General features: G+C 39.0%; 31 protein-coding genes and 1 tRNA gene. 12 read left to right on the top strand and 20 right to left on the bottom strand.

Features of this window, described 5'->3' with window-relative positions:
* Positions 1-51 precede the first annotated feature (51 nt).
* Positions 52-765: a 16S rRNA (guanine(527)-N(7))-methyltransferase RsmG gene (gene rsmG / locus D8836_RS07340; RefSeq protein ID WP_000801933.1), complete on the top strand. Its 714-nt coding sequence runs from the start codon at positions 52-54 to the stop codon at positions 763-765.
* A 203-nt stretch (positions 766-968) separates the two neighbouring features.
* Positions 969-2252, top strand: a complete 1284-nt coding sequence (locus D8836_RS07345) for a uracil-xanthine permease family protein (protein WP_185761615.1) — start codon at positions 969-971, stop codon at positions 2250-2252.
* A 95-nt stretch (positions 2253-2347) separates the two neighbouring features.
* On the opposite strand, the gene ffh is transcribed toward D8836_RS07345, so the two are convergent.
* The 4 genes from ffh to D8836_RS07365 all read right to left on the bottom strand — a co-directional run bounded on the left by ffh (position 2348) and on the right by D8836_RS07365 (position 4956).
* A complete protein-coding gene (ffh, locus tag D8836_RS07350; RefSeq protein WP_000863612.1) occupies positions 2348-3919 on the bottom strand; it encodes a signal recognition particle protein in 1572 nt (523 codons plus the stop codon).
* 17 nt (positions 3920-3936) lie between these two features.
* Positions 3937-4152, bottom strand: a complete 216-nt coding sequence (locus D8836_RS07355; protein WP_033685183.1) for a hypothetical protein — start codon at positions 4150-4152, stop codon at positions 3937-3939.
* A gap of 2 nt (positions 4153-4154) precedes the next feature.
* Positions 4155-4487 carry a putative DNA-binding protein gene (locus D8836_RS07360; protein ID WP_000402071.1) on the bottom strand — a complete coding sequence of 111 codons (333 nt, stop codon included), beginning with the start codon at positions 4485-4487 and terminating at the stop codon, positions 4155-4157.
* A 91-nt stretch (positions 4488-4578) separates the two neighbouring features.
* The gene (locus tag D8836_RS07365; RefSeq protein WP_125393581.1) at positions 4579-4956 is read right to left on the bottom strand and encodes a YwiB family protein; all 378 of its coding nucleotides are present in this window, start codon (positions 4954-4956) and stop codon (positions 4579-4581) included.
* Between the two features lie 71 nt (positions 4957-5027).
* Here D8836_RS07365 and D8836_RS07370 point away from each other — a divergent pair, with 71 nt between their 5' ends.
* Positions 5028-6332, top strand: a complete 1305-nt coding sequence (locus D8836_RS07370) for an HD domain-containing protein (protein WP_125393582.1) — start codon at positions 5028-5030, stop codon at positions 6330-6332.
* A gap of 12 nt (positions 6333-6344) precedes the next feature.
* Positions 6345-7151 carry a sugar-phosphatase gene (yidA, locus tag D8836_RS07375; protein WP_125393583.1) on the top strand — a complete coding sequence of 269 codons (807 nt, stop codon included), beginning with the start codon at positions 6345-6347 and terminating at the stop codon, positions 7149-7151.
* Positions 7152-7387: 236 nt separating this feature from the next.
* Here yidA and D8836_RS07380 read toward each other — a convergent pair whose 3' ends face one another.
* The 9 genes from D8836_RS07380 to D8836_RS07420 form a co-directional block, all read right to left on the bottom strand.
* Positions 7388-7873 (bottom strand): MFS transporter, encoded by a 486-nt coding sequence (locus D8836_RS07380; protein WP_260468272.1) that lies wholly within the window; start codon positions 7871-7873, stop codon positions 7388-7390.
* Positions 7870-8427, bottom strand: coding sequence for a CYTH domain-containing protein (locus D8836_RS07385; RefSeq protein WP_125393584.1), 558 nt, complete (start codon positions 8425-8427; stop codon positions 7870-7872). Before D8836_RS07385 ends, D8836_RS07380 begins: the two co-directional genes overlap by 4 nt.
* A gap of 229 nt (positions 8428-8656) precedes the next feature.
* The gene (locus D8836_RS07390) at positions 8657-9523 is read right to left on the bottom strand and encodes a helix-turn-helix domain-containing protein (RefSeq protein ID WP_125393585.1); all 867 of its coding nucleotides are present in this window, start codon (positions 9521-9523) and stop codon (positions 8657-8659) included.
* Positions 9524-10177: 654 nt separating this feature from the next.
* Positions 10178-10249: transfer RNA gene (locus tag D8836_RS07395), tRNA-Arg, on the bottom strand.
* Between the two features lie 42 nt (positions 10250-10291).
* Entirely contained in the window at positions 10292-10639 is a 348-nt protein-coding gene (gene rplS / locus D8836_RS07400) for a 50S ribosomal protein L19 (RefSeq protein ID WP_001068669.1), read from the bottom strand.
* A 118-nt stretch (positions 10640-10757) separates the two neighbouring features.
* Complete coding sequence (gene crcB / locus D8836_RS07405) at positions 10758-11087, bottom strand: fluoride efflux transporter CrcB (protein WP_125393586.1); 330 nt, start codon at positions 11085-11087, stop codon at positions 10758-10760.
* On the bottom strand, positions 11081-11455 hold the full coding sequence (crcB, locus tag D8836_RS07410; RefSeq protein ID WP_125393587.1) for a fluoride efflux transporter CrcB: 375 nt from the start codon (positions 11453-11455) through the stop codon (positions 11081-11083). The genes crcB (D8836_RS07405) and crcB (D8836_RS07410) overlap by 7 nt, the downstream gene beginning before the upstream one ends.
* Entirely contained in the window at positions 11452-11718 is a 267-nt protein-coding gene (locus D8836_RS07415; protein ID WP_000362433.1) for a chorismate mutase, read from the bottom strand. Before D8836_RS07415 ends, crcB (D8836_RS07410) begins: the two co-directional genes overlap by 4 nt.
* Positions 11719-11833: 115 nt before the next feature.
* Positions 11834-12277: a flavodoxin gene (locus tag D8836_RS07420; RefSeq protein WP_001162128.1), complete on the bottom strand. Its 444-nt coding sequence runs from the start codon at positions 12275-12277 to the stop codon at positions 11834-11836.
* A 103-nt stretch (positions 12278-12380) separates the two neighbouring features.
* Here D8836_RS07420 and D8836_RS07425 point away from each other — a divergent pair, with 103 nt between their 5' ends.
* The 3 genes from D8836_RS07425 to D8836_RS07435 all read left to right on the top strand — a co-directional run bounded on the left by D8836_RS07425 (position 12381) and on the right by D8836_RS07435 (position 14148).
* Complete coding sequence (locus tag D8836_RS07425; RefSeq protein ID WP_125393588.1) at positions 12381-13316, top strand: DHH family phosphoesterase; 936 nt, start codon at positions 12381-12383, stop codon at positions 13314-13316.
* A 95-nt stretch (positions 13317-13411) separates the two neighbouring features.
* Positions 13412-13654 carry a type B 50S ribosomal protein L31 gene (locus tag D8836_RS07430; protein ID WP_000710764.1) on the top strand — a complete coding sequence of 81 codons (243 nt, stop codon included), beginning with the start codon at positions 13412-13414 and terminating at the stop codon, positions 13652-13654.
* A 194-nt stretch (positions 13655-13848) separates the two neighbouring features.
* Entirely contained in the window at positions 13849-14148 is a 300-nt protein-coding gene (locus D8836_RS07435; RefSeq protein ID WP_060628076.1) for a YbaB/EbfC family nucleoid-associated protein, read from the top strand.
* A gap of 72 nt (positions 14149-14220) precedes the next feature.
* Here the strand turns inward: D8836_RS07435 and D8836_RS07440 are convergent, their stop codons facing one another.
* The 7 genes from D8836_RS07440 to glmU all read right to left on the bottom strand — a co-directional run bounded on the left by D8836_RS07440 (position 14221) and on the right by glmU (position 20215).
* A complete protein-coding gene (locus tag D8836_RS07440; protein WP_125393589.1) occupies positions 14221-15984 on the bottom strand; it encodes a glycerophosphoryl diester phosphodiesterase membrane domain-containing protein in 1764 nt (587 codons plus the stop codon).
* Positions 15985-15992: 8 nt separating this feature from the next.
* Positions 15993-16583 carry a 3'-5' exonuclease gene (locus D8836_RS07445; RefSeq protein ID WP_125393590.1) on the bottom strand — a complete coding sequence of 197 codons (591 nt, stop codon included), beginning with the start codon at positions 16581-16583 and terminating at the stop codon, positions 15993-15995.
* A 97-nt stretch (positions 16584-16680) separates the two neighbouring features.
* Positions 16681-17172 (bottom strand): chromosome segregation protein RocS, encoded by a 492-nt coding sequence (gene rocS / locus D8836_RS07450; protein ID WP_000021242.1) that lies wholly within the window; start codon positions 17170-17172, stop codon positions 16681-16683.
* Positions 17173-17248: 76 nt separating this feature from the next.
* Entirely contained in the window at positions 17249-17941 is a 693-nt protein-coding gene (locus D8836_RS07455) for a 5'-methylthioadenosine/adenosylhomocysteine nucleosidase (RefSeq protein ID WP_125393591.1), read from the bottom strand.
* Between the two features lie 16 nt (positions 17942-17957).
* Positions 17958-18269: a cell wall synthase accessory phosphoprotein MacP gene (macP, locus tag D8836_RS07460; protein WP_125393592.1), complete on the bottom strand. Its 312-nt coding sequence runs from the start codon at positions 18267-18269 to the stop codon at positions 17958-17960.
* 11 nt (positions 18270-18280) lie between these two features.
* Positions 18281-18826, bottom strand: coding sequence for an NUDIX hydrolase (locus D8836_RS07465; RefSeq protein ID WP_033688949.1), 546 nt, complete (start codon positions 18824-18826; stop codon positions 18281-18283).
* A 9-nt stretch (positions 18827-18835) separates the two neighbouring features.
* Positions 18836-20215 (bottom strand): bifunctional UDP-N-acetylglucosamine diphosphorylase/glucosamine-1-phosphate N-acetyltransferase GlmU, encoded by a 1380-nt coding sequence (gene glmU, locus D8836_RS07470; RefSeq protein ID WP_125393593.1) that lies wholly within the window; start codon positions 20213-20215, stop codon positions 18836-18838.
* Positions 20216-20369: 154 nt separating this feature from the next.
* On the opposite strand from glmU, the gene D8836_RS07475 reads away from it, so the two are divergent.
* From D8836_RS07475 to lysS, 5 genes are all read left to right on the top strand, one after another.
* A complete protein-coding gene (locus tag D8836_RS07475; protein WP_125393594.1) occupies positions 20370-21170 on the top strand; it encodes a glycoside hydrolase family 25 protein in 801 nt (266 codons plus the stop codon).
* A gap of 94 nt (positions 21171-21264) precedes the next feature.
* Entirely contained in the window at positions 21265-22107 is an 843-nt protein-coding gene (locus D8836_RS07480; RefSeq protein ID WP_078238385.1) for a DUF368 domain-containing protein, read from the top strand.
* The gene (locus D8836_RS07485) at positions 22107-22589 is read left to right on the top strand and encodes an aminoacyl-tRNA deacylase (protein ID WP_125393595.1); all 483 of its coding nucleotides are present in this window, start codon (positions 22107-22109) and stop codon (positions 22587-22589) included. Before D8836_RS07480 ends, D8836_RS07485 begins: the two co-directional genes overlap by 1 nt.
* Positions 22589-23206, top strand: a complete 618-nt coding sequence (locus D8836_RS07490; protein WP_125393596.1) for a histidine phosphatase family protein — start codon at positions 22589-22591, stop codon at positions 23204-23206. Before D8836_RS07485 ends, D8836_RS07490 begins: the two co-directional genes overlap by 1 nt.
* A 138-nt stretch (positions 23207-23344) precedes the next feature.
* Positions 23345-24835, top strand: coding sequence for a lysine--tRNA ligase (lysS, locus tag D8836_RS07495; protein ID WP_125393597.1), 1491 nt, complete (start codon positions 23345-23347; stop codon positions 24833-24835).
* Positions 24836-24882 lie beyond the last annotated feature (47 nt).

Below are 24882 nucleotides of genomic sequence, written 5' to 3' on the forward strand. Positions count from 1 at the left end.
AATTTTTAATGATTGTGGTAAAATAAGATGATACTAAAGAAGGAAATAACTATGAAACCAGAAACATTTTACAACTTGCTTGCCGAGCAAAATCTTCCACTTTCGGACCAGCAGAAAGAACAATTTGAACGTTATTTTGAGCTCTTGGTCGAGTGGAATGAGAAGATTAATTTGACGGCTATTACAGACAAGGAAGAAGTTTATCTCAAACATTTTTACGATTCGATTGCGCCTATTCTGCAAGGTTTGATTCCCAATGAAACTATCAAACTTCTTGATATTGGAGCCGGGGCAGGATTTCCTAGTCTTCCCATGAAAATCCTCTATCCTCAGTTAGATGTAACTATCATTGATTCACTCAATAAACGCATCAACTTCCTCCAACTCTTAGCTCAAGAACTGGATTTGGATAGTGTTCATTTCTACCATGGACGTGCAGAAGACTTGGCCCAAGACAAGAACTTCCGTGCTCACTATGATTTTGTAACAGCTCGTGCGGTTGCCCGTATGCAGGTCTTGTCTGAATTGACTATTCCCTACCTTAAAGTTGGCGGAAAACTATTGGCTCTCAAGGCCAGCAATGCGCCTGAGGAATTATTAGAAGCTAAGAATGCCCTCAACCTCCTTTTTAGTAAGGTCGAAGACAATCTCAGCTACGCTCTACCTAATGGAGATCCGCGCTACATCACAGTGGTAGAAAAGAAAAAAGAAACACCAAATAAATATCCAAGAAAGGCTGGCATGCCCAATAAACGCCCGCTTTAAATTTTTTAGTAAAAAATGTTTACAAAGTTCGGAATTTCTGCTATACTATCAAAAGCAAAGGTTTTTAATGTCATCCCGTGAGGTGACGAAGACGCAGAAATACTTGAAACTCTTTAAAGTCTAGATTTTAGAGAAGTCTTACTCTGAGGGCCTATTGCTGTAAAATAATGGGCTCTTTTTTGATGCCCAAAAGTGAGGTTTATATGAAACAAGAATCAACTGTTGATTTGTTACTAGACGTTGACCAACGTCCTTCGGCTGGAAAAGGAATTCTCCTTAGTTTCCAACACGTTTTCGCCATGTTTGGTGCGACCATCTTAGTACCATTGATTTTGGGAATGCCTGTATCTGTTGCCCTTTTTGCTTCAGGTGTTGGGACACTCATCTACATGATTTCAACTGGTTTTAAAGTTCCAGTTTATCTAGGTTCTTCATTTGCCTTTATCACAGCAATGTCACTTGCTATGAAAGAAATGGGTGGTGATGTATCTGCTGCTCAAACAGGGGTTATCTTGACTGGTTTGGTCTATGTCCTTGTGGCTGCTGGTGTTTGTTTTGCAGGTACAAAATGGATTGATAAACTCTTGCCACCAATCATCATCGGACCTATGATCATCGTTATCGGTCTTGGACTTGCAGGCTCAGCAGTTACTAACGCTGGTCTTGTAGCTGACGGGAATTGGAAAAATGCTCTTGTAGCAGTTGTTACTTTCTTGATTGCTGCCTTTATCAATACAAAAGGAAAAGGATTCCTACGAATCATTCCATTCCTCTTTGCCATTATCGGTGGTTACCTCTTCGCACTAACCCTTGGCTTGGTTGACTTTACACCAGTTCTAAAAGCTAACTGGTTTGAAATTCCTGGTTTCTACTTGCCATTTAGCACAGGTGGTGCCTTTAAAGAATACAATCTTTACTTTGGTCCAGAAACCATCGCTATCTTGCCAATCGCTATCGTAACAATTTCTGAACATATCGGAGACCATACTGTTTTGGGTCAAATCTGTGGCCGTCAATTCTTGAAAGAACCAGGTCTTCACCGTACTCTTCTTGGTGACGGTATCGCAACTTCTGTTTCTGCCTTCCTTGGTGGACCAGCCAATACAACTTATGGAGAAAATACAGGGGTTATCGGTATGACTCGTATCGCTTCTGTCTCAGTTATCCGTAACGCTGCCTTTATCGCGATTGCCCTTAGCTTCCTTGGTAAATTCACTGCCTTAATTTCAACTATCCCAAATGCTGTACTTGGTGGTATGTCAATCCTTCTCTATGGGGTTATCGCCAGCAACGGTTTGAAAGTTTTGATTAAAGAACGTGTTGATTTCGCTCAAATGCGTAACCTAATCATCGCAAGTGCTATGTTGGTCCTTGGACTTGGAGGAGCTATCCTTAAACTTGGTCCAGTTACACTTTCAGGTACTGCCCTATCAGCCATGACAGGAATCATCTTGAACTTAATCTTGCCATATGAAAATAAAGACTAAGAATCTAAATACATCAAAAAACGAGCATTTCCAATTATGGAAGTGCTCATTTTTCTTCTTTCTAAAAAAGGAAAGCCCTGCGGCCTTCCCTTGTCTTACTTGCGTTTCTTCTTAGCTTTCTTCATTTTATTCGCCATGCGTTTCATGGACTGTTTCATAGCAAATTCACCAATTTTACCTTTTAGTCCGCCACCAAACATCTGGCTCATATCTGGCATTCCTGCCCCTCCGAGAGCTGACAGGTCAGGCATACCGCCTTGTCCCATCATTCCTTCAAGGGCAGACATATCCATTCCTCCCATATTTGGCATATTTTTAGGAAGGTTGTTTGGATTGATTCCCATTTGCTTCATCATTTTGTTCATATCTCCAGACATAACACCTTGCATGAGTTGTTTAGCCTGGTTAAAGTCCTTGATGAATTTATTGACTTCGACAAATGTATTTCCAGAACCTGCAGCGATACGACGACGACGGCTTGGATTTAACAAATCTGGATTTTCACGTTCTTCAGGTGTCATGGAAGACACGATGGCACGTTTACGAGCAATCTGGCGCTCATCTACCTTCATGTTTTGAAGGGCTGGATTGTTGGCCATACCTGGAATCATCTTGAGCAAGTCTTCCATTGGCCCCATGTTTTGCACCTGATCCAACTGATCGATGAAATCATTGAAATCAAAGGTGTTTTCACGCATCTTCTCAGCCATTTCAAGGGCTTTTTGCTCATCGTATTCCTGAGAAGCTTTCTCAATCAGAGTGAGCATATCCCCCATGCCAAGGATACGACTAGACATACGATCTGGGTGGAAAGTCTCAATGTCCGTAATCTTTTCACCTGTACCAGTGAACTTGATTGGTTTTCCGGTAATGTGACGAACAGATAGAGCCGCACCACCACGAGTATCACCATCAATCTTGGTAAGGATAACCCCAGTGACTTCTAACTGAGCATTGAACTCACGCGCAACATTGGCCGCTTCTTGACCAATCATAGCATCAACCACGAGGAGAATTTCGTTTGGTTGAGCCAATGCTTTTACGTCACGAAGTTCATTCATCAAAAGCTCATCAATCTGCAAACGACCTGCCGTATCAATCAAGACATAGTCATTATGATTGGCTTGGGCTTGCTCCAAACCTTGACGAACAATCTCCACAGCTGGAACCTCTGTCCCAAGTGCAAAAACAGGCACATCGATTTGTTGACCCAGAGTTTTCAACTGGTCAATAGCCGCAGGACGGTAAATATCCGCCGCAATCATCAAAGGACGGGCATTTTCTTCTTTCTTGAGTTTGTTGGCCAATTTACCTGCAAAAGTTGTTTTACCAGCCCCCTGCAAACCGACCATCATGATAATTGTCGGAATTTTAGGAGACTTGATAATCTCTGCCGTATCAGAACCTAAAACAGCTGTCAATTCCTCATCAACGATTTTGATAATCTGTTGCGCAGGATTAAGTGTATCAATAACTTCATGTCCGACTGCACGTTCACGAACTTTCTTGATAAAGTCCTTTACAACAGGTAAGGCAACGTCAGCCTCAAGCAAGGCCAAGCGAATCTCTTTGGTTGCCTCTTGGACATCAGCCTCAGAGATTTTTCCTTTTTTACGTAAATTTTTAAAGACGTTCTGCAAACGTTCTGTTAAACTTTCAAATGCCATTATTTTCTCCTATTTTTTCAATTCAGTGGAAATCGTCCGAAATGTTGCAAACTCTCTAGTTCTTCGGTTGTGACTTCTTTCATGATTTCATTTGGATATCCCCAACAGCTAAATCCTTCTTTAAGGGCTTGAGGAATAGAATCAGGTGAGAGAATTTGTAGTCGACTAGGAAATGGTTCCTCTGCAGCTAATAATTTACAGGGTATTCCTTTATAGACGACAAGATTTTCCATGATTACTCCCTATTATCAATGCTTGTTAAAATTTCTATCTGCTCCTGCAGAAAGTTATCCTTGGGATAGCGCTCCAAGATCTGGTCAAAAATCTGACTACGGACAATGTAGTCCGAGTACATGTGCAATTTCATCTCATAATCTTCCAGAATCTTTTCTGTCCGCTTGATATTATCATAGACAGCCTGACGACTGACACCAAACTCCTCGGCAATCTCAGCAAGGCTGTAATCATCAGCGTAGTAGAGCTCGATATAATTCATTTGCTTATCTGTCAAAAGCGCCGCATAAAATTCAAAGAGCGCATTCATACGATTGGTTTTTTCGATTTCCATAACTTTTATTATACCAAAAAATAGCCTAATCTACCACATTAGCAGGCTAATCCGAGAAGATAGCTAGCAAAAATTTGAAAAAAACAAGAGACTAGCACCAAGTAATTTCCAATTGATAGCTGGCAAAGGGATGTCCCTCTTGATTTTGTAGTTGATAATCTAGTTCAATCTTTTGCCCATCAACTTGATAACGGCTCGTTTGGATGATAAACTCCTGCATGCCCATAGGTGTGGGAATATAGGCTAAACTATCGCTATCCTTTAGAAAACGCATAATGGTTTTGGGATTGGAAAATCGGCTCATCACCAGTTCTTGACTATGGAATTTAATAACTACTTTTTCCTTTTCCTCATTATAGAAAAGCAGGTAGCTATAATCTCCCTTTTCATGCACTTCCACGTCATAAAGCTGGTCAATCACTTCCAACTGCTCATCAAACTGAATCGTATTTCGCATCCGAATCTTCACATCAAGTCCTCTTTCTTGTCTCTTGTCCTACTATTTTACCAAAAACTCTAGCTTTTTGCTATAATGGTCATATGAACGAAAAAGTATTCCGTGACCCAGTTCACAACTACATCCATGTCGATAATCAAATCATCTACGACTTGATTAATACAAAAGAATTTCAACGCCTGCGCCGTATCAAGCAACTGGGAACTTCCAGTTATACCTTCCACGGTGGAGAACACAGCCGATTCTCCCACTGTCTAGGAGTCTATGAGATTGCACGACGTATCACGGAGATTTTTGAAGAAAAATATCCTGAAGAATGGAATCCTGCTGAGTCTCTCTTGACCATGACCGCTGCACTCCTTCATGACCTCGGGCATGGTGCCTACTCCCATACTTTTGAACATCTCTTTAATACAGACCATGAGGCCATTACTCAGGAAATCATCCAAAGTCCTGAAACAGAGATTCACCAAGTCCTGCTACAAGTTGCGCCAGATTTCCCAGAAAAGGTAGCCAGTGTCATCGACCATACCTATCCTAATAAGCAGGTCGTGCAACTCATTTCTAGTCAGATTGATGCAGACCGCATGGACTATCTCTTGCGTGACTCCTATTTTACAGGAGCATCCTATGGGGAATTTGACCTGACTCGGATCTTGCGTGTCATTCGTCCTGTCGCAAATGGTATCGCCTTTCAGCGCAATGGCATGCACGCCATCGAAGACTATGTCCTCAGTCGCTACCAGATGTATATGCAGGTTTATTTCCACCCCGCAACACGCGCTATGGAAGTTCTCCTACAAAATCTTCTCAAACGCGCTAAGGAACTCTATCCTGAAGACAAGGACTTCTTTGCACGAACATCTCCACATCTCCTGCCTTTCTTTGAAAAAAATGTGACCTTGTCTGATTATCTGGCTCTGGATGATGGTGTGATGAATACCTACTTCCAACTCTGGATGACCAGTCCTGACAAGATTCTCGCAGATTTGTCGCAACGCTTTGTCAACCGTAAGGTCTTTAAATCCATTACCTTTTCACAAGAAGACCAAGACCAACTCGCCAGCATGAGAAAATTGGTTGAGGACATCGGCTTTGATCCGGACTACTACACTGCCATTCATAAGAACTTCGACCTCCCTTATGATATCTATCGTCCCGAATCTGAAAATCCACGGACACAGATTGAGATTTTACAAAAAAATGGAGAACTGGCCGAACTCTCTAGCCTGTCTCCCATCGTCCAATCCCTTGCTGGTAGTCGTCACGGAGATAATCGTTTTTATTTCCCAAAAGAAATGTTGGAACAAAACAGCATCTTTGCAAGCATCACCCAGCAATTTTTACACTTGATTGAGAACGATCATTTTACCCCAAATAAAAACTAGAAGAGGAATTTTATGAGTATTAAACTAATCGCCGTCGATATTGACGGAACCCTAGTCAACAATCAAAAGGAGATCACTCCTGAAGTCTTTTCTGCCATCCAAGATGCCAAAGAAGCTGGTGTCAAAGTTGTGATTGCAACTGGCCGCCCTATCGTAGGTGTTGCCAAGCTTCTAGACGACTTGCAGTTGAGAGACGAGGGTGACTATGTTGTGACCTTCAACGGTGCCCTTGTCCAAGAAACTGCTACAGGACATGAGATTATCAGCGAATCCTTGACTTATGAGGATTATCTGGATATGGAATTTCTCAGTCGTAAGCTCGGTGTCCACATGCACGCTATTACCAAGGACGGCATCTATACTGCCAATCGCAATATCGGAAAATACACAGTGCACGAATCAACCCTCGTCAGCATGCCCATCTTCTACCGCACTCCTGAAGAAATGGCTGACAAGGAAATTGTCAAATGTATGTTTATCGATGAACCAGAAATTCTCGATGCTGCGATCGAAAAGATACCAGCCGAATTTTATGAGCGCTACTCCATCAACAAATCTGCTCCTTTCTACCTCGAACTCCTTAAAAAGAATGTGGACAAAGGTTCAGCCATCACTCACCTAGCTGAAAAACTCGGATTGACCAAAGATGAAACCATGGCTATCGGTGACGAAGAAAATGACCGTGCCATGCTGGAAGTCGTTGGTAACCCCGTTGTCATGGAAAACGGAAATCCAGAAATCAAAAAAATCGCCAAATACATCACTAAAACAAATGACGAATCCGGCGTTGCCCATGCCATCCGTACATGGGTACTTTAAAATAATTTAAATATAGAAAAAGCACTCCAGAAGTTAGAGATACTGTACTGACCCCAAAAGTTAGACAGAAAAAATCTTACTTTTGAGGTGCAGTTTAAGATTCAGTATTTTGGGTTTCTAGTTCTATTCCCTAAATAATTATTAAATCTGAAAAAGGTAGTACATTATGTAAAACCTTTTTCATTTTTTTATTTTACTAAGAATTAATATTATTTTTTCTAATGATAATTAATCCACTAATCTTCCTTTATAAATATTGCGGTTCTTTTCTTAGTTAGCTTTTTTTCATAACTCTTTATAAGAATAACCAATAAACTACTTAATAATCCCAAAATAACTAGACTTAATCTCGGGTTTAAAAGCCAATTAAAATAAGCGGCCAATATCCCTCCAAAAGGTGCAAAAATGGTAGCTATTACAAAAGAACTAGAAAGTATCTTTCCAATATTATACACAGTACTTTCTTGTTGCTGTATTGTTGTAATCGAAACAGAAGCTATTGTAATTAATCCACTCAAAATTGAATAACAGATTCCAAAAAATAACCAATTTTCTACTATTCCACTCGCCATAATGACAAGTGGGATAGTTGCCATTGATATATTCATCAATATAAAGGCATCCTTCTTATTCAAAAAAGTAGAAAGAAAGGTTACTGCTATCAAACTTCCAAATCCAGCAATTGAGTAAACAATCCCAACAAGACTATTTGATAATTTCAATTACGTCCATTTTTTTCTCTCATTAATTGGACATAGCCCTTTGTTTCTATTTTTGAATTTAAAAACGAGAACTCTCCGCACATTTTATCATAAAAATTATTATAATCTTCTTTTGAAAAATCTCCTAGAATCTCTATTTCAAGATAAAATCCAAGACCATCAATCTTATCTAGATTAATCGTTTTATTTTCTAATTCATCATGATAAGTCTTTCTATGTTTACTTATTGTGAAAATATTTGAAAAACCATCTTGCAAGATATTCCTTACAAATTCTAATTTTTCAGATTCTAACTCTATTTCACTTTCACTCCACATTCCTTGTTTTATCGTATCTTTTCTTGTAAAAACACATGCTTTATTATCAGCTTCTTGACGAATTCTGTAGATAAAGCTACCTACCTCATCATTTTCAAATTCTCTTCCTTTTATTTTAAAATATTCATCAACTTGCTTATTTTCACTCTTAAATTTATAAGATTTTTCTAAATATGAAATAGCATTATTATAATCTTTCTCATCGTTGAGTTCAAATCTAACTTCTAATTCATTCATTAATTTTACCTCTCAATTCTTCAAAGGCTGAAGTCCCTTTACATTCACTCAGTCTATAGTAAGTTTCTGTAGATGTTTTATGGACAAAAGCCTAATATTTTCTTGCACTCATTTTAGCACTTCAATATAATACTGTCAAGAATTTTTATAATATTTTTTATTTATTTTCATTAAATACATATTTGTATCTTTTGGACTGAAAAAACGATGCTTATGAACATCGTCTTTACTATTCTGTTAGATCTGCAATGTAATGCTCAATTTTTAGAGCCATTGACATATTGCCCTCAAGCTTATATAGGAAATAAGCCGTTTCAAAGTAATCTTTTACTGCAACTTTAGAAGAAAAATTCTTACTGACATTTCCCATCAATACATACAAATCAGCCAAAAGATATGTTGTTCTATACATCTTACATTGCTTTATCGTATCTGTGATTTTAGTAATAGCCTCTTCAGTATTATTCTGCAACCATAGATAGCGACAAACATTATAATTAAATTTAATAGAAAGGTTTAATTCTTCGATTGTGTTTAACTTGAGTTGATTTACTTGACACTCTAACTTTTCTCGAATTTTATTAAAACTCTCTAAAACTTCAATATCATAATAAAAATTAAATAGAGTATTTGCAACTTGAAGGTAGATCAGGTCAGTTACATTTAACTGAGACAGTACCTTCTCCAATCTTGCCACAGCCTCTTCTTTTTGCCCATAGAAATAAAAATCTATAAGAGATTTTATCCACTCCATATAAAACTTATCTACTAGAGACAAGCGATGTACCTTTACACTCTCTAGTTCATATATATATTTCAAAGACTCATAATTTCGATTTGTGATAAAAGTCTGGGCTAACTTCTTAAACTCTAGTAGCTCATCAATCTCCTCTCCAATCTGCTCATTATAAAAATAATCTATACTAACTTTTAACTTCTTAGACAGAGCATATAAAAAGTCGGCTCCTGGAGTAAATTCTCCATTCTCTAATCGACTAATCTGTCCCTGTTTACATATCCCCTCAGCCAATTCTCGCTGAGACATTTTTAATTCTTTTCGTCTATTTTTTAATCTTGTTGCTAATAGTGTGCCCACATTTGCATTTTCCTTTTCTATTCGATTTCAATTTCAATTGTAACATGATTAAATTTTAAATACAAATTAATAAACCAAAAGATACAAATTATATATAAGCAATGACTAGATAGGTTATTTTTGAAAACCTATCCCTTCTTCTTTTGAGATTTTCTTACTCAAACGATTGATAAAACTATTAACGTTAAATGTACTAGATGTTAGACTATCACGTTTAGATTTTGCTATTGATAGATTTAACAGACCAGAAATAGTCTTTTACAACATATCAAATTCAGGAGAATAATAACGATTTTCCCCATTTTTTTACACTCTCTAGTTCATAACAATCAATTCATCTTGTCACATACCTTAGCCAGAAAAATCTACACCAAATCTTTTCGAAAGCTGTTTAAAGCTTTGTACTTACTTTCTGAGTTCATAGATCTGAAACTTAACCTCATTTGTTCAATTCCATAATAAAAATAAGGACATTCTAATAAAGGAAGTCCTTATTTTTAAACTAATAGATGTCAAAGTTACTATGCAGATACACTTTATTCTGTAATCATTGATCAAAGAAAAAACACTAATCTATTTTAAAAAACTAAATTGTGATGATTACCCCTAAACAAACACTTTAAATATTCTTTATTTTTCTTAATTTACTAAAAATGCCCCCTGCAGGAATCGAACCTGCAACTACTCCTTAGGAGGGAGTTGTTATATCCATTGAACTAAGGGAGCTAGATAAAAACTCTGCTGAAAAAGCAGAGTTTTTTAGTCGAATTAACGACGGATTTCTTTGATACGAGCTGCTTTACCTTGAAGAGCACGCAAGTAGTACAATTTCGCACGACGTACTTTACCGTAACGAACAACTTCGATTTTTTCAACACGTGGAGTGTGGATTGGGAAGATACGCTCAACACCTACACCGTTAGAGATTTTACGAACTGTGTAGTTTTCTGAGATTCCAGCACCTTTACGTGCGATAACAACACCTTCAAAAATCTGGATACGTTCACGGTTACCTTCGACTACTTTCGCGTGTACACGAACAGTGTCACCAGGACGGAATGATGGGATATCTGTACGAAGTTGACCTTCAGTCAAGCTTTGGATTAATGGATTCATTTTATTCTCCTATCTTTGTCAATCTTGAGGAATCTTCCTCAGCGGATAAACTGTATTTTTGTGCGTCCATTACACACAAGATACAGTTTACCAAATTTCCACAAAAAAGTAAAGAAATTTATAGCAGAATTCCTAAAAAAATCGCAACCAAACCACCTAGGTAGGTCAAAGTCAGGTAAGAATAAAAGACCTTCTTATCACTTAACAGTCTTTGAAGTTCGTCATTCAAGGTCGAAAAAGTTGTTAAACCTCCACAAAAACCCGTCGCTAAAATAGCATAGACTTCCTTAGACTCTACATGATTGTAGAATAAGCCAATCAAAAAACAACCTAGAAAATTGGCTATGAGAGTTCCTAGGGGAAATTTAGAAGATTGATTATAGCGGGAAAAGAAATACCGTACGAGCGCTCCTAAGCCACAAGCAATTGCAAGATAGACGATTACCATTTTTTCCTCCCCAAATAGTAAGCCAAGAGCAGGCCTCCACCCACGCTTAAAATGAGATACAAGACTAGGCTAAGATAACGCCCTGTATCAAGCAGTTTCACAGCATCAAGCATGAGACTAGAAAAGGTTGTTAAACCTCCGCAAAAACCTGTACCCAGTGCTAAAACTAATCCCTTACTAGTCCCTTTATAGACCAAATAACCCTTGACAAGATAAACCAAGCAGAAAATACCCAGATAGTTAACAAGAAGGGTGCCCCAAGGGAAATCTGGACTGGCTGGTAACCAAGTAGAAACTAGGTAGCGAATCAGTCCGCCCAACATGGCAGCTAGAAAAATCCCTAGCGGATAAAATGGTTCTTTTTTCATTTGATGTTTTGATCCTGATAATCACGCGAACGTTTGAGTATGTCCGAAAATGTTGCGACAATAGTCTCCTGATAGCGCTTGTCTTCTACACGATTTCTAACCTTTTCAAAAATAACTGCCTCTCTCTTGGTATCTAAAATCGGCTTACCTGATGCTTTCTTATAAGCAACTACACCCTCAACCAAATGCATTCGTTCTTCTAATAGTTTGACAATTTGGTCGTCGATTTGATCAATTTCTTGACGAATAATATCTAAATCCATACATTCTCCTCCTTTATTTGAATTATTGTATCAAAAAGCCAGCAAATAGGCTAGTAAAATCCCAACTCACGATAAGAAAAATGCACTGATTGATTGCATCAGCGCACTTTTATGCTTATCCTACTTTAGCAGCCAATTCTTCTGCGAATTGTTCCAAGCGTTCAATATCTTCTTCTTCGGCAGAAAGATCAACTTTAACACACTCTGAACCTTTTTCTGCTCCTGTTGACACAAAAACACGGTCAAAGTCATCAACAGCCTTACAGAATTCATCGTAGAAGGTATCACCTGAGCCGACAACTCCGTAGATTTTGCCATTCAAGTTGAGGTCTGCTAGGTCTTCGTAGAAGTCCATCATCTCATCTGGCAATTCTCCATCACCATAAGTATAGGTCGCAACGATAGCGATGTCTGCTTCCAAGAAGTCTGAAGCGTCAACAGTTGTACATTCATCAACATCAACATCCAAGCCCAAGTCACGTAATTTGTCTGCTACAATATCTGCAATTTCTTCGGTATTACCGGTCATACTGGCAAATACAATTTTTGCTAATGCCATATCGTCCTCCTCAATTTATCTTTCTCCATTATAACACATCTTTTTCATTTTAAAAATAAAAATTCTTGTGCTACAATGAAATGAGAAAGAATTGAGGTTATTTATGGACATTTGCCATCAAATTTTAGAAAAAATCAAAGAATACGACACGATTATCATTCACCGTCATATGAAACCAGACCCTGATGCCTTGGGAAGTCAGGTGGGATTGAAAGCCTTGCTGGAACATCATTTTCCAGAAAAAACCATCAAAGCCGTAGGTTTTAATGAACCAACTTTGACCTGGATGGCTGAGATGGATTTTGTTGAAGATAGTGTCTACCAAGGGGCACTTGTCATCGTTTGTGATACAGCTAATACTGCTCGTATCGATGATAAGCGCTATAGTCAAGGTGATTTTCTCATTAAGATTGACCACCATCCAAATGATGATGTATACGGTGACCTGTCTTGGGTCGATACTAGTTCAAGTAGCGCTAGCGAGATGATTACCCTATTTTCAGAAACAACCCAACTTGCCTTGTCAGATCGCGCTGCTGAGTTGCTCTTTGCAGGAATTGTTGGTGATACAGGTCGCTTCCTTTATCCTTCTACGACTGCACAGACTCTTCGCCTGGCTGCCTATCTGAGAGAACATAACTTTGACTTTGCGGCTCTCACTCGCAAAATGGACACTATGAGTTACAAAATTGCTAAACTTCAAGGATACATCTACGACCATCTGGAAGTGGATGAAAATGGTGCAGCTCGCGTTATCCTGAGTCAAGAAGTCTTGAAACAATTCAATGTTACCGATGCTGAAACTGCAGCTATTGTCGGTGCACCTGGACGTATTGATAGTGTGAGTCTCTGGGGAATTTTTGTGGAGCAGGCTGATGGCCACTACCGAGTTCGCTTACGCAGTAAAATCCATCCTATCAATGAAATTGCCAAGGAACATGATGGCGGAGGCCACCCGCTAGCAAGTGGTGCTAATTCCTATAGTTTAGAAGAAAACGAAATCATCTACCAAAAGTTAAAAAACTTGCTTAAAAACTGATAAAATACTTGCCAAACTTTTCAGAATCTGATAGACTAGTATGGTAACAATCTATGGCTCGCAAAGAGACCATGGCAGAAAGGAAATATTGCAAAATGAAAAAAGATATCCATCCAGAATATCGCCCAGTTGTCTTCATGGACACAACTACTGGTTACCAATTCCTTAGCGGTTCAACAAAACGCTCTAACGAAACAGTTGAGTTCGAAGGCGAAACTTACCCATTGATCCGTGTGGAAATTTCATCAGACTCACACCCATTCTACACTGGACGTCAAAAGTTCACTCAAGCAGATGGACGCGTGGATCGTTTCAACAAAAAATACGGTCTCAAATAATGATAAAAAGAACAGTTTCGGCTGTTCTTTTTTGTTTCTTGAAATCAACTGCTGTTTTCATGTTCCAACCTCATACTCTTCGAAAATCTTTTCGGTAATTTAATGTTAGGGGATTTATACTAACAATAGACTTTTAACCCTAAAATTGATAAAATAGGGAAGAAAATAATTGTAAAAGGAAACTATAAATCACCATGATGAACATGCAAAACATGATGCGCCAAGCACAAAAACTTCAAAAACAGATGGAACAAAGTCAAGCAGAACTTGCTGCTATGCAATTTGTTGGCAAATCTGCTCAAGAACTTGTTCAAGCGACCTTAACTGGTGACAAAAAAGTTGTCAGCATTGACTTCAATCCAGCTGTCGTTGACCCTGAAGATCTTGAAACTCTTTCTGATATGACTGTTCAAGCCATCAACTCTGCTCTTGAACAAATCGATGAAACTACCAAGAAAAAATTTGGTGCTTTCGCTGGAAAATTGCCATTCTAAGCATAAGAAAAACAAGCATTCAATAGAATACTTGCCTATCATGGGAGGAACAACTGTTCCTCTTTTTTATTACTAAAAATTAAAGAATTCCATTGCCTGTTTAAACAGTAAATCCGTATACTCTGGGTCTTCTTGGGCAATGGTAACCTGATCTTGAATCATTTCCAAGTCATCCGTTATCATGCCGTCTGCACCCAAATGAACAGATTTATCAAAGGACTCTGAACTATTGATGGTCCACACGTACAATTTCTGATCGGTATTCCAAAGCTTGTTGACAAAATTTTCATCTAAAGTTGAATACTCCATGGTGTAACCTGTAGCCTTGGTTCTTGGAAAAATACTATTATAAGGTAGGATTAAAAAGACTGGAATTTGAGTATCGTAGACTAAAACCTGGTCAATCACATGGTAGTCCAAGGATTGCATTTGGTGACCATTCTGCTTAAGAACAGTGCCATATTTTTCCATAAATCGTTTCATCATATCTGGGCTATCTTTTCGACTGGTTTTAATCTCAATAAGAAGTTTCTGATGCAATTCATTGGCTTTGTTAAGGTAGTCATCAAAACTAGATACCTTGGTATGATAGCCATTTTCAGAAATATCAAGTTTGGTTAATTCATCCAAAGTTAGATCCTGAGGATTGGCATTAACTCCTGTCAGATTCTTGATATTGGCATCATGCATCATGACAAACTGGCCATCTTTTGTTTCCTGAACATCTGTCTCAACGAAATCTGGAGATAACTGAGCGGTTTTTTCTAGTGATTGAACGGTATTTTGAACACCATTTTTATCTGAAACACCGCGATGAGAGATAATTAAAGGTTTATGTGAAACTGGAGCTTCTAAATAAACATAACCCTCAAGAGCGAAAAAGATACAAGCACAGCCCATCACTCCCCATCTCATCCAGTGGTCTTTCTTTCTCCTTGGTGTGATTTCTAATTCCTCCCCTGTCAAAAAGGAAACAAACTTAATGAGAAAGTAAGTCAAGGCCATATAGTGGAAATTCTTAATCAAGACAAAGTTGATAATTCCCAGCACAAGAGATTCCTTATGGGTCAGACCATCCATCAGCACCTGACTTGCTAATATTGGAATCAATAAAAGAATGAAAAATAGGTAGGTTTTGACGACAATCCAAAGCAAGTTCCAAGTATAAAACCAGGAGTGCTTTCTTGTCTTCTCTAGACTGTATCTGACTGCTTCTTTGACTGTTTTTTTCTCAAATAAAAGCTGAGGTAGAGCAAACATGAAACGCACTGAAATGTAAAATAGAAGTAAAGCCAGAATAGTAACCACTATACCTACTAGCCAATACTTGTCTTCTACATAATCAACGATAAAGTCCGGTATGACAATTTTATTTAGGTAGTAAATCTTTAAAATCTTTCGAATCAATGGAAAGAGCATCATGACATAAAAGAAGATAAAGGCTATCTTTGCAAGCGTGACTTGCTTCATAAACAAAAAACTTTGGCGAAAGACCTTGCGACTGTACTCCAGCAAGGTCCTTTTTTCATGGCATAATAAATGCCGGGCTCCGATAAAGAGAAGTCCTATCTGGTAATAGGCGATCAGTAAATTAACGATTACCAGAATAAATAAAGCAAGACTAACAAAGGGAGAACCCTTTATAATGGCAAAAATATTGTTGTAAGATAGAAAGAGATAACCTGTCTGACGGAGTAAAAGTCCAGCAATCCAAGAATTGGACGGTAACCAGACAAACTCAATCATCATAAAAGTCAAGAAAAAGAGAAAGAGTATTTTATCTAGATTAAAGTATATCTGCTTAAAACCTAGATTTTTAGGTTTTTCAGGTTTCATAGGCACTCCTAGTCAAATAATTGAGACAAGTCCAAGCCTCCAAAAGGATTGTTTGATAGACTACTTTCTGTCCCTAACAATTCTCTAGCTTGGTCTGACTCTAGAAAGGACTCGTAAACACGCGCTGTCATACGAGCATCCTCTAAGCTATTATGAGACTGACCTTGAAATTCAAGAAACGAGGCAACGGTTTGCAATTTGAGATTGGCAATACCGTGTAAATCCGAACTCCGACGTTCAAAAGCTTCATCATACAGATCCACCTTGTACTGTCGGCTGTAGTCTAAACCATGCTCTGCTAGAATAGGCAAATCACTTTTAGCAGCATTGTAGCCTACCATAGGTAAAGAACCCACAAAATCTTGGAATTCTTTTATAACTTCCTCCACTGGAGGAGCATCTTTTAAGGTCTCAGCTGTAATCCCAGTCAAACCATTTATAAAACTCTTTAGAGGCACACTGGTATGAACATAGGAATCATAGGCATCGATCTCCTGACCATCTCTAAAACGCACTGCCGATACTTGAATCAAGTGTGTTTGTCCTTCGTGCTGATTAAATTCTAAGTCAAAAGCAATGTAATCTTCTAATCGTTCCATTTTCTACCTCTCCTATACTGTTATTTTACTTGAGCAACTATACTATTTAGAAATAAAAGAAGCCATCAGGTTAGCATTAACCTAAACAGCTCCTTGATTATCCTCCAAATAAACGAGCAAAAAAGCCTTTCTTAGTGGATTGGACTTCTTCTTTTGCTTGGTCCAGCTCTAGCTTAAGATTTTCTTGATCCTTCATGGCTTGAAGAGTCAATTGTTGCTGCTGATCGAGTTGTTTGTCTTTCTCAGCAATCTGACGGTCTTTGATACGCATCTGCTCATCTTTTTCTGATAACTGACGATCCTTGGCTTTTAATTGTTCATAAAGACGAAGAATTTCTGCATTCTTCTCATCAACCAGAATCTCCATCAGTTCACGTTGCTTGACATCTTCACTGACAGGCTCATCTTCAAAAATCGTTTTTTTATAGATTTCTTCTAGCTTAATCAAGCCACTTCTGGTAACGACTGTTACCCCTTTGTCATTTTTATCTGTGTCTTCTTCTGGTAATTCTTTGACACGGTTATTGATTGCTTGACGAGATAATCCTAAAACCTCTGCAATCTCACTGACGGTCATTTCAATACTCATAATATCCTCTGAAACGTTTTCTAGCTTTTCTTTACTTAAATCTTATCATAAGCTAGATAAACTGTCAAATTTTCGCTTAATCTAAGGCCTTCAAAAAGGCTAGCAAGACTTGGGCAGAGCGACGTCCAGCTTCGATAATAAACTCATCAAAAGAGATGTTTGCTTCATGGTTGGCATTATCACTCATAGCTCGGATGACTAAGACTGGAAGATTAAGGGCATGCGCTGCCTGAGCAATCGCTGCCCCCTCCATCTCAACAGCTAAAACTTCTGGGAAATGGGACTTAATCGCTTCTATCTTGTCATTTCCTGCAACAAAACTATCTCCTGTAGCAATCAAACCAAGATGCCAGTTTTGCTCCAATTGAGATAAACTCTCTTGAATTTTGGCAACAAAGGTTTTATCTGATTCAAAATAAAGCGGTTGTTGCGCCATTTGTCCATAAGCATAGCCAAAAGCTGTGACATCCACATCATGATAGGCTAATTTGTTAGCAATCACGACATCCCCAACAGCAATACCTTCTGCTACTGCCCCAGCTGATCCCGTGTTAATTAGAGCATCCACTTGGAAATGATCAGCCAAAATCGCCACACTCATAGCAGACATGACCTTACCAATTCCACTTTCTACAAGAACGACTTCATGCGAAGCAATGGTTCCTGTATGATAAGTATTGCCTAAAACAACTTGCTCCTGGGCATTGTCTAAATGCTGGACCAGATAAGCCAGTTCTTCTGGCATAGCCGCAATAATTCCTATTTTCATTTCAATTCCTTTTCTATTACAAAAGTTTCATTGCTAAGACAAGCAAAATTAAGAGAAAGATGACTGCAAATAAGATTTTATTCAGTTTAGAATTGAAGACATTTCTCTTGGTATTTTCAATGCGACGGCTTTTATGAATAGACGGTTCGACATGAATCTTCAAGGTTTCCTGGCTAAAACCATGATCCTTAGGATTGGCATAACCAAAACGGGAAGAAGAGGTTGGTAAAATCTTAGTCTCCTCATCATCTAGTAAAGGAGGACCTGAAATTTTTTCGCCTCTATTAGCCCTTTCAATCATTTCATCCGTTAATAAAGGTTTACCCATACTGACCTCCTCTATTTTTTCTGCAATTCCCAGTATTGAACAGCCATAATCGTCTTGGCATCACAGATATGACCTGATTGGATTAATTCCTTGGCTTCTTCTAAGCTCACTTCAAGAACTTCTAAGGTCTCATCTTCATCCTGCGGACGCGGATTTTCCACTTTCGTCAAATCGCTTGCTAGGTATAGTTTTAACTTTTCATTACAAAAGCCAATGGCTGAGTAAAAATCATACAAGAGTTCTAACTTCCCTGTATAGGCTGTTTCTTCCTCTAATTCACGAAGTGCTGCTGCGACAGGGTCTGTGTTTTCTCCTACTTCCAACTTTCCGGCTGGAATTTCGTAAGAGACTGCCTCGATAGCTTTGCGGTACTGCTTGACCAAGATGAGTTTTTGTTCATCCGTTACAGCTAAAACACAGACAGCTCCATTGTGGAAAATCAAATCCCGTTGGGCAGTTCCTTTACCTTCTGGTAATTCAACCTGATCTTGGACCAGTTTAAATATTGGTCCTTGATAGATTTCTTTTCTGCTAAGTGTTTTTTCTTCAAATTCCATGATAGGCTCCTACTGATTCTTAGGATGATGAGGAAGGCGTGTTGCATATTCGTCTTTATTAACCTGACGACCGCGACCAATCGCAATCGCATCTGCTGGCACGTCTTTAGTTATAGTTGAACCAGCACCAACGAGGGAATTGTCACCAAGTTCTACTGGCGCAATAATGGTTGAATTTGAACCAACAAAGACATTGTTGCCGATGACTGTCTTGTATTTGTTTTTGCCGTCATAGTTAACTGTAATGGTTCCAGCACCAAAATTAACCTTGCTACCCACTTCACAGTTTCCAATATAAGTCAAATGACCAGCCTTGGTATTCTCACCGATTGAAGAACCTTTCACCTCAACAAAGTTACCAATATGAACTTGGGCAGCTAGACTCGAACCTGGACGAATGTGGGCGTAAGGACCGACTGTTACACCGTCTGCAACACTACTTTCTTCAATCATAGAATTGGTAATGACAGCTCCTGCTCCGATAGTGCTATCCACCACATAAGTTCCATTTGTCAAAACAGTCTCAGCACCAATTTTCGTTTGCCCCTTCAAGGTAACGTTGGCTTCGATTTGAACTTCAGGCGCAATCTCAACATCAATATCGATATAAGTTGCTTCTGGATTGACAAAGCTAACACCATTGACCATATGCTGATGATTGATGCGACGACGCATAACTGACTCAGCTGTCGCAAGTGCCACACGGTCATTTACCCCAAGACTTTCATCAAAATCTTTCAAAGTATAAGCGCCAACTTTTTCACCAGCTTCACGGAAAATGCCAATGACATCTGTAATATAGTATTCACCTTGAGCGTTATTGGTATTGATATTTTTCAAAGCCTCAAACAAACGCTCATTGTTAAAGACGTAAGTTCCAGTGTTGATTTCCTTGATTTGTTTCTCAAAATCTGTGGCATCCTTCTGCTCAACAATGCGAAGAACTTCAGCATTATCATTACGAACAATTCGTCCATAGCCGAAAGGATTATTGGTTTCAGCAGTCAAAATAGTCGCTACATTCTTATGATTGATGTGGAAATCAATCAAGTTTTTCAAGCTTTCACCTGTGATTAAAGGAGTATCCCCTGCAATGACCAAGGTGTGACCTGACAAACCTTCTAGGATAGGCTCTGTCATCATAACTGCATGACCAGTCCCTAACTGTTCAGATTGAGTCACAAATTCTGTCTGTCCAGCCAAGACCTCTTCAACCAATTCCGCCTTGTGTCCGACAACGGTTACTGTTTTTTCAGGTTGGATAGCTCCCACACTACGGAAAACATGTTCCAACATAGAAATACCCGCAACCTTGTGCAAAACTTTTGGCAAATCAGATTTCATGCGAGTCCCTTTACCCGCTGCTAAAATAATGGCATAATTTGACATAATCTTCTCTTTTCTCTAGAAATTCCCTTTTATTATACCATATTTCAAATCATTCCGCGCTCTTGAATGAAAAAATGCTCTAAAGTCCTTTCTTAACCCATTTTTTGAGTATTTTTTTTGATTTTTTCTCATTTTTAAGGTAAAATTATGAGATATGAGAAAGAAAATTAATCCGCTTATTTTATTTGGTTTTTTTGGGATTATGATTTTCATTTTAATCCTGAATCGCCCTCGTTTTGAGGACCATCCTGTAAAAACAAAGTCAAATATCGCGCAAGTAGAAACGCAAGCGCTACACAATATAGATAAACCGGTAATTGATGTTTCTGGTTGGCAACGTCCTGAGGAAATAAATTACGATACTCTGTCCCAAAACATTTCTGGAGCTATCGTTCGTGTACATAGTGGCGCTCAGTCTTTAAAAGAAAACGATGCTTCCTTTGTTAATGGGGTAGATAAGGCCTTTAAAACCCATATTACCGAGTTTCAAAAACGAAATGTCCCAGTTGGTGTCTATGCCTTTGTAGCTGGAAAAAGTGTCCAAGAAATGGAAAAGGCTGCTGAAGTTTTTTATAACGCTTCATCGCCATACAGCCCTAGTTACTATTGGCTAGATGTGGAAGACAAAACCATGTCCAATATGAACGAAGGTGTTGAAGCCTTTCGTGCAAAACTAGAATCACTTGGTGCTAAAAATATCGGCATCTACGTTGGGGTCTACTTCATGGAAGAACACAGTATTGATACAGACAAGTTTACGTCTGTTTGGATTCCTTCCTATGGTTCTGACTCAGGATTTTACGAAGCTACTCCTAAGACTGATTTAGATTACGACATTCACCAATACACATCTAAAGGAAAAATTGCTGGCTTTGACCACGATTTGGATATCAACGTCATTTCTTCCTTAAAAAACAAAGAAGAAACCTTTAGAAAACTCTTTTTAAAACCTTAAAAGCATTTGTTTATCATTTGCTTTTTCTTTTTGTGTTTGATTGTGATACAATATAGTAAGGATTTTTTGAAATAGAAATAGTTGGAGGAAAAATATGCTCTCATGGTTAGCACGCGTTATTAAAGGGATTGTCATTGCTCTTGGATTTATTCTACCGGGAATTTCCGGAGGGGTTCTAGCAGCAATCTTAGGAATTTATGAACGAATGATTGGTTTTCTAGCCCATCCCTTTAAAGACTTTAAAGAAAATGTTTTGTACTTTATTCCAGTTGCCATCGGTATGCTTCTGGGAATCGGCTTATTTTCCTACCCGATTGAATACCTGCTTGAAAATTATCAGGTCTTTGTCTTATGGAGCTTTGCGGGTGCCATCATTGGTACAGTTCCTAGCCTTCTCAAAGAATCAACTCGAGAATCTGACCGAGACAAGATTGATTTAGCTTGGTTCTGGACAACCTTTATCATTTCTGGATTAGGACTCTATGCCTTAAATTTTGTCGTTGGAACCTTAAGTGCCAGCTTTCTTAATTTCGTCCTAGCTGGTGCACTGCTGGCTCTTGGCGTATTAGTTCCTGGCCTCAGCCCATCAAACCTACTTTTGATTTTGGGTCTTTATGCTCCTATGTTGACTGGTTTTAAAACCTTTGACCTCTTGGGAACCTTCTTTCCGATTGGAATCGGGGCAGGTGCAACTCTCATTATTTTTTCAAAATTGATGGATTATGCCTTAAACAACTACCACTCACGCGTTTATCATTTCATCATCGGTATCGTCCTATCAAGTACCCTTTTGATCTTAATTCCAAATGCAGGAAACGCTGAAAGTATCCAATACACAGGCCTTTCTCTTGTTGGGTATGTCATCATCGCCTTCTTCTTTGCACTGGGAATCTGGCTTGGTATTTGGATGAGCCAATTGGAGGATAAGTATAAATAATGGCAAAAAAAGTTAAAATCAAAAAAACATTGGTGGAACAAATCCTATCTAAAGCAAGTATCCCACATCAGGGGATTCAAATCAATGCCCTAGAAGGAGAGCTTCCTCAAGGTTATGAACGAGATCAGATTTTCAAAACCTTGGCTCTTTTGGGAGACAAGACAGGACCAATTATCGGAATTGTCCCTATCACCCAACACTTGTCGGAAAAGAAACTAGCAAAAATTTCTGGCAATAAAAAAGTGAGCATGATTCCACAAAAGGACTTGGAAAAAACAACTGGTTACATTCATGGAGCAAATAATCCTGTCGGAATTCGTCAGAAACACAATTATCCCATTTTTATCGATAAGATCGCTCTAGACTTGGATCAAATGATTGTCTCTGCAGGGGAAGTTGGTCACAGCATTATCGTTGCTCCCCAAGACTTAGCTAGCTTTGTAAAGGCTGACTTTGCAGATATCTTGGAGGACAGCAAGTAATGAAACTCTACTTTGTCCGCCATGGCCGCACAGTCTGGAACCAAGAAGGACGCTTTCAAGGTGCTAGTGGTAATTCTCCCCTTCTTCCTGAATCCATTGACACCCTAAAACTACTTGGCCAGTATCTCAAGGATGTTCCTTTCGATCAGATTTATTCAAGTGATTTACCTCGAGCGGTCAGATCTGCCGAGATTATCCAAAGTCAACTCCAGACCCCCTGTCCTTTAGAAAGCGTTCCAAATCTCCGTGAATGGCAGCTGGGTAAGTTAGAAGGTTTAAAAATCGCAACCTTGGAAGCAATTTACCCACAACAAATCAAAGCTTTCCGATCTAATCTTGCTCAATTTGACACTCAAATGTTTGGAGCCGAATCCCTCTATAGCACCACGCAACGGACCATCCAATTTATCAAATCATTAAAAGATAGTCCAGCTGAGCGTATTCTAATTGTCGGTCATGGTGCTAATCTTACTGCCAGTATTCGTACTCTTCTAAGTTATAAAGAACCTCTTCTTCGTAAAGATGGAGGTCTAGCAAATGCCAGCCTGACAATTCTAGAAACCCATGATTTTGAAACATTTACGCTCGATACTTGGAATGATACTTCCTATCAATAACAGAACTTGATTTTATCGTCAAGTTCTTTTTAGTTTTGAAAGATTATCCGTGAATTTCTTGCTTATTTATGATAAAATGGGAGTATCGCAAAAAAATGACTCATCGTATTCAATTTTGAGTAAAACTAGGAGGATCCCATGTCAACAGAACATATGGAAGAACTAAATGACCAGCAGATCGTTCGCCGTGAAAAAATGGCTGCGCTCCGTGAACAAGGAATTGATCCTTTCGGAAAACGCTTTGAACGAACTGCAAATTCACAAGAATTAAAAGATAAATTTGCCGACCTCGATAAAGAACAATTACATGATAAAAACGAAACATCTACTATCGCAGGACGCTTGGTAACCAAACGTGGTAAAGGTAAAGTTGGATTTGCTCACCTTCAAGACCGCGAAGGGCAGATTCAAATCTACGTTCGTAAGGATGCTGTCGGTGAAGAAAATTACGAAATCTTCAAAAAAGCAGACCTTGGTGACTTCCTTGGTGTAGAAGGTGAAGTGATGCGTACAGATATGGGAGAACTCTCTATCAAGGCAACCCACATTACACACTTGTCTAAGGCACTTCGCCCACTTCCAGAGAAATTCCACGGTTTGACAGACGTTGAGACAATTTACCGTAAACGTTACCTTGACTTGATTTCTAACCGTGAAAGCTTCGAGCGTTTTGTCACTCGTTCAAAAATCATTTCTGAAATCCGTCGTTACCTTGACCAAAAAGGTTTCCTTGAAGTGGAAACACCTGTTCTTCACAACGAAGCTGGTGGTGCGGCGGCCCGTCCATTTATCACCCACCACAATGCCCAAAACATTGACATGGTGCTTCGTATCGCGACTGAGCTTCACTTGAAACGCCTTATCGTCGGTGGTATGGAACGCGTCTATGAAATCGGACGTATCTTCCGTAACGAGGGAATGGATGCCACTCATAACCCTGAATTTACTTCTATCGAAGTCTATCAAGCTTATGCTGACTTCCAAGACATCATGGACTTGACTGAAGGCATTATCCAACATGCTGCTAAATCAGTCAAAGGTGATGGTCCAGTTAACTATCAAGGTACTGAAATCAAAATCAATGAACCATTTAAACGTGTTCACATGGTGGATGCTATCAAAGAAATTACTGGTGTAGATTTCTGGCAAGACATGACTTTCGAGGAAGCCAAAGCTATTGCTGCCGAGAAGAAAGTTCCAGTTGAGAAACACTACACTGAAGTTGGTCACATCATCAATGCCTTCTTTGAAGAGTTTGTTGAAGAAACCTTGATCCAACCAACCTTTGTCTATGGACATCCAGTAGCTGTATCTCCACTTGCTAAGAAGAATCCTGAAGACGAACGCTTTACTGACCGTTTCGAGCTCTTCATCATGACTAAGGAGTACGGTAATGCCTTTACTGAGTTGAACGATCCAATCGATCAACTTAGCCGTTTTGAAGCCCAAGCTAAAGCCAAAGAACTTGGTGACGATGAAGCGACAGGTATCGATTATGACTACATCGAGGCTCTTGAATACGGTATGCCACCTACAGGTGGTTTGGGAATCGGTATCGACCGTCTTTGCATGCTCCTAACTGATACAACTACTATCCGTGATGTATTGCTCTTCCCAACAATGAAATAAATTCTTATCCTCTGGTACTTGCCAGAGGATTTTTTGATGCAAAAAGA

Source organism: Streptococcus mitis (assembly GCF_003942995.1).
Taxonomy (GTDB): Bacteria; Bacillota; Bacilli; order Lactobacillales; family Streptococcaceae; genus Streptococcus; species Streptococcus mitis_CV.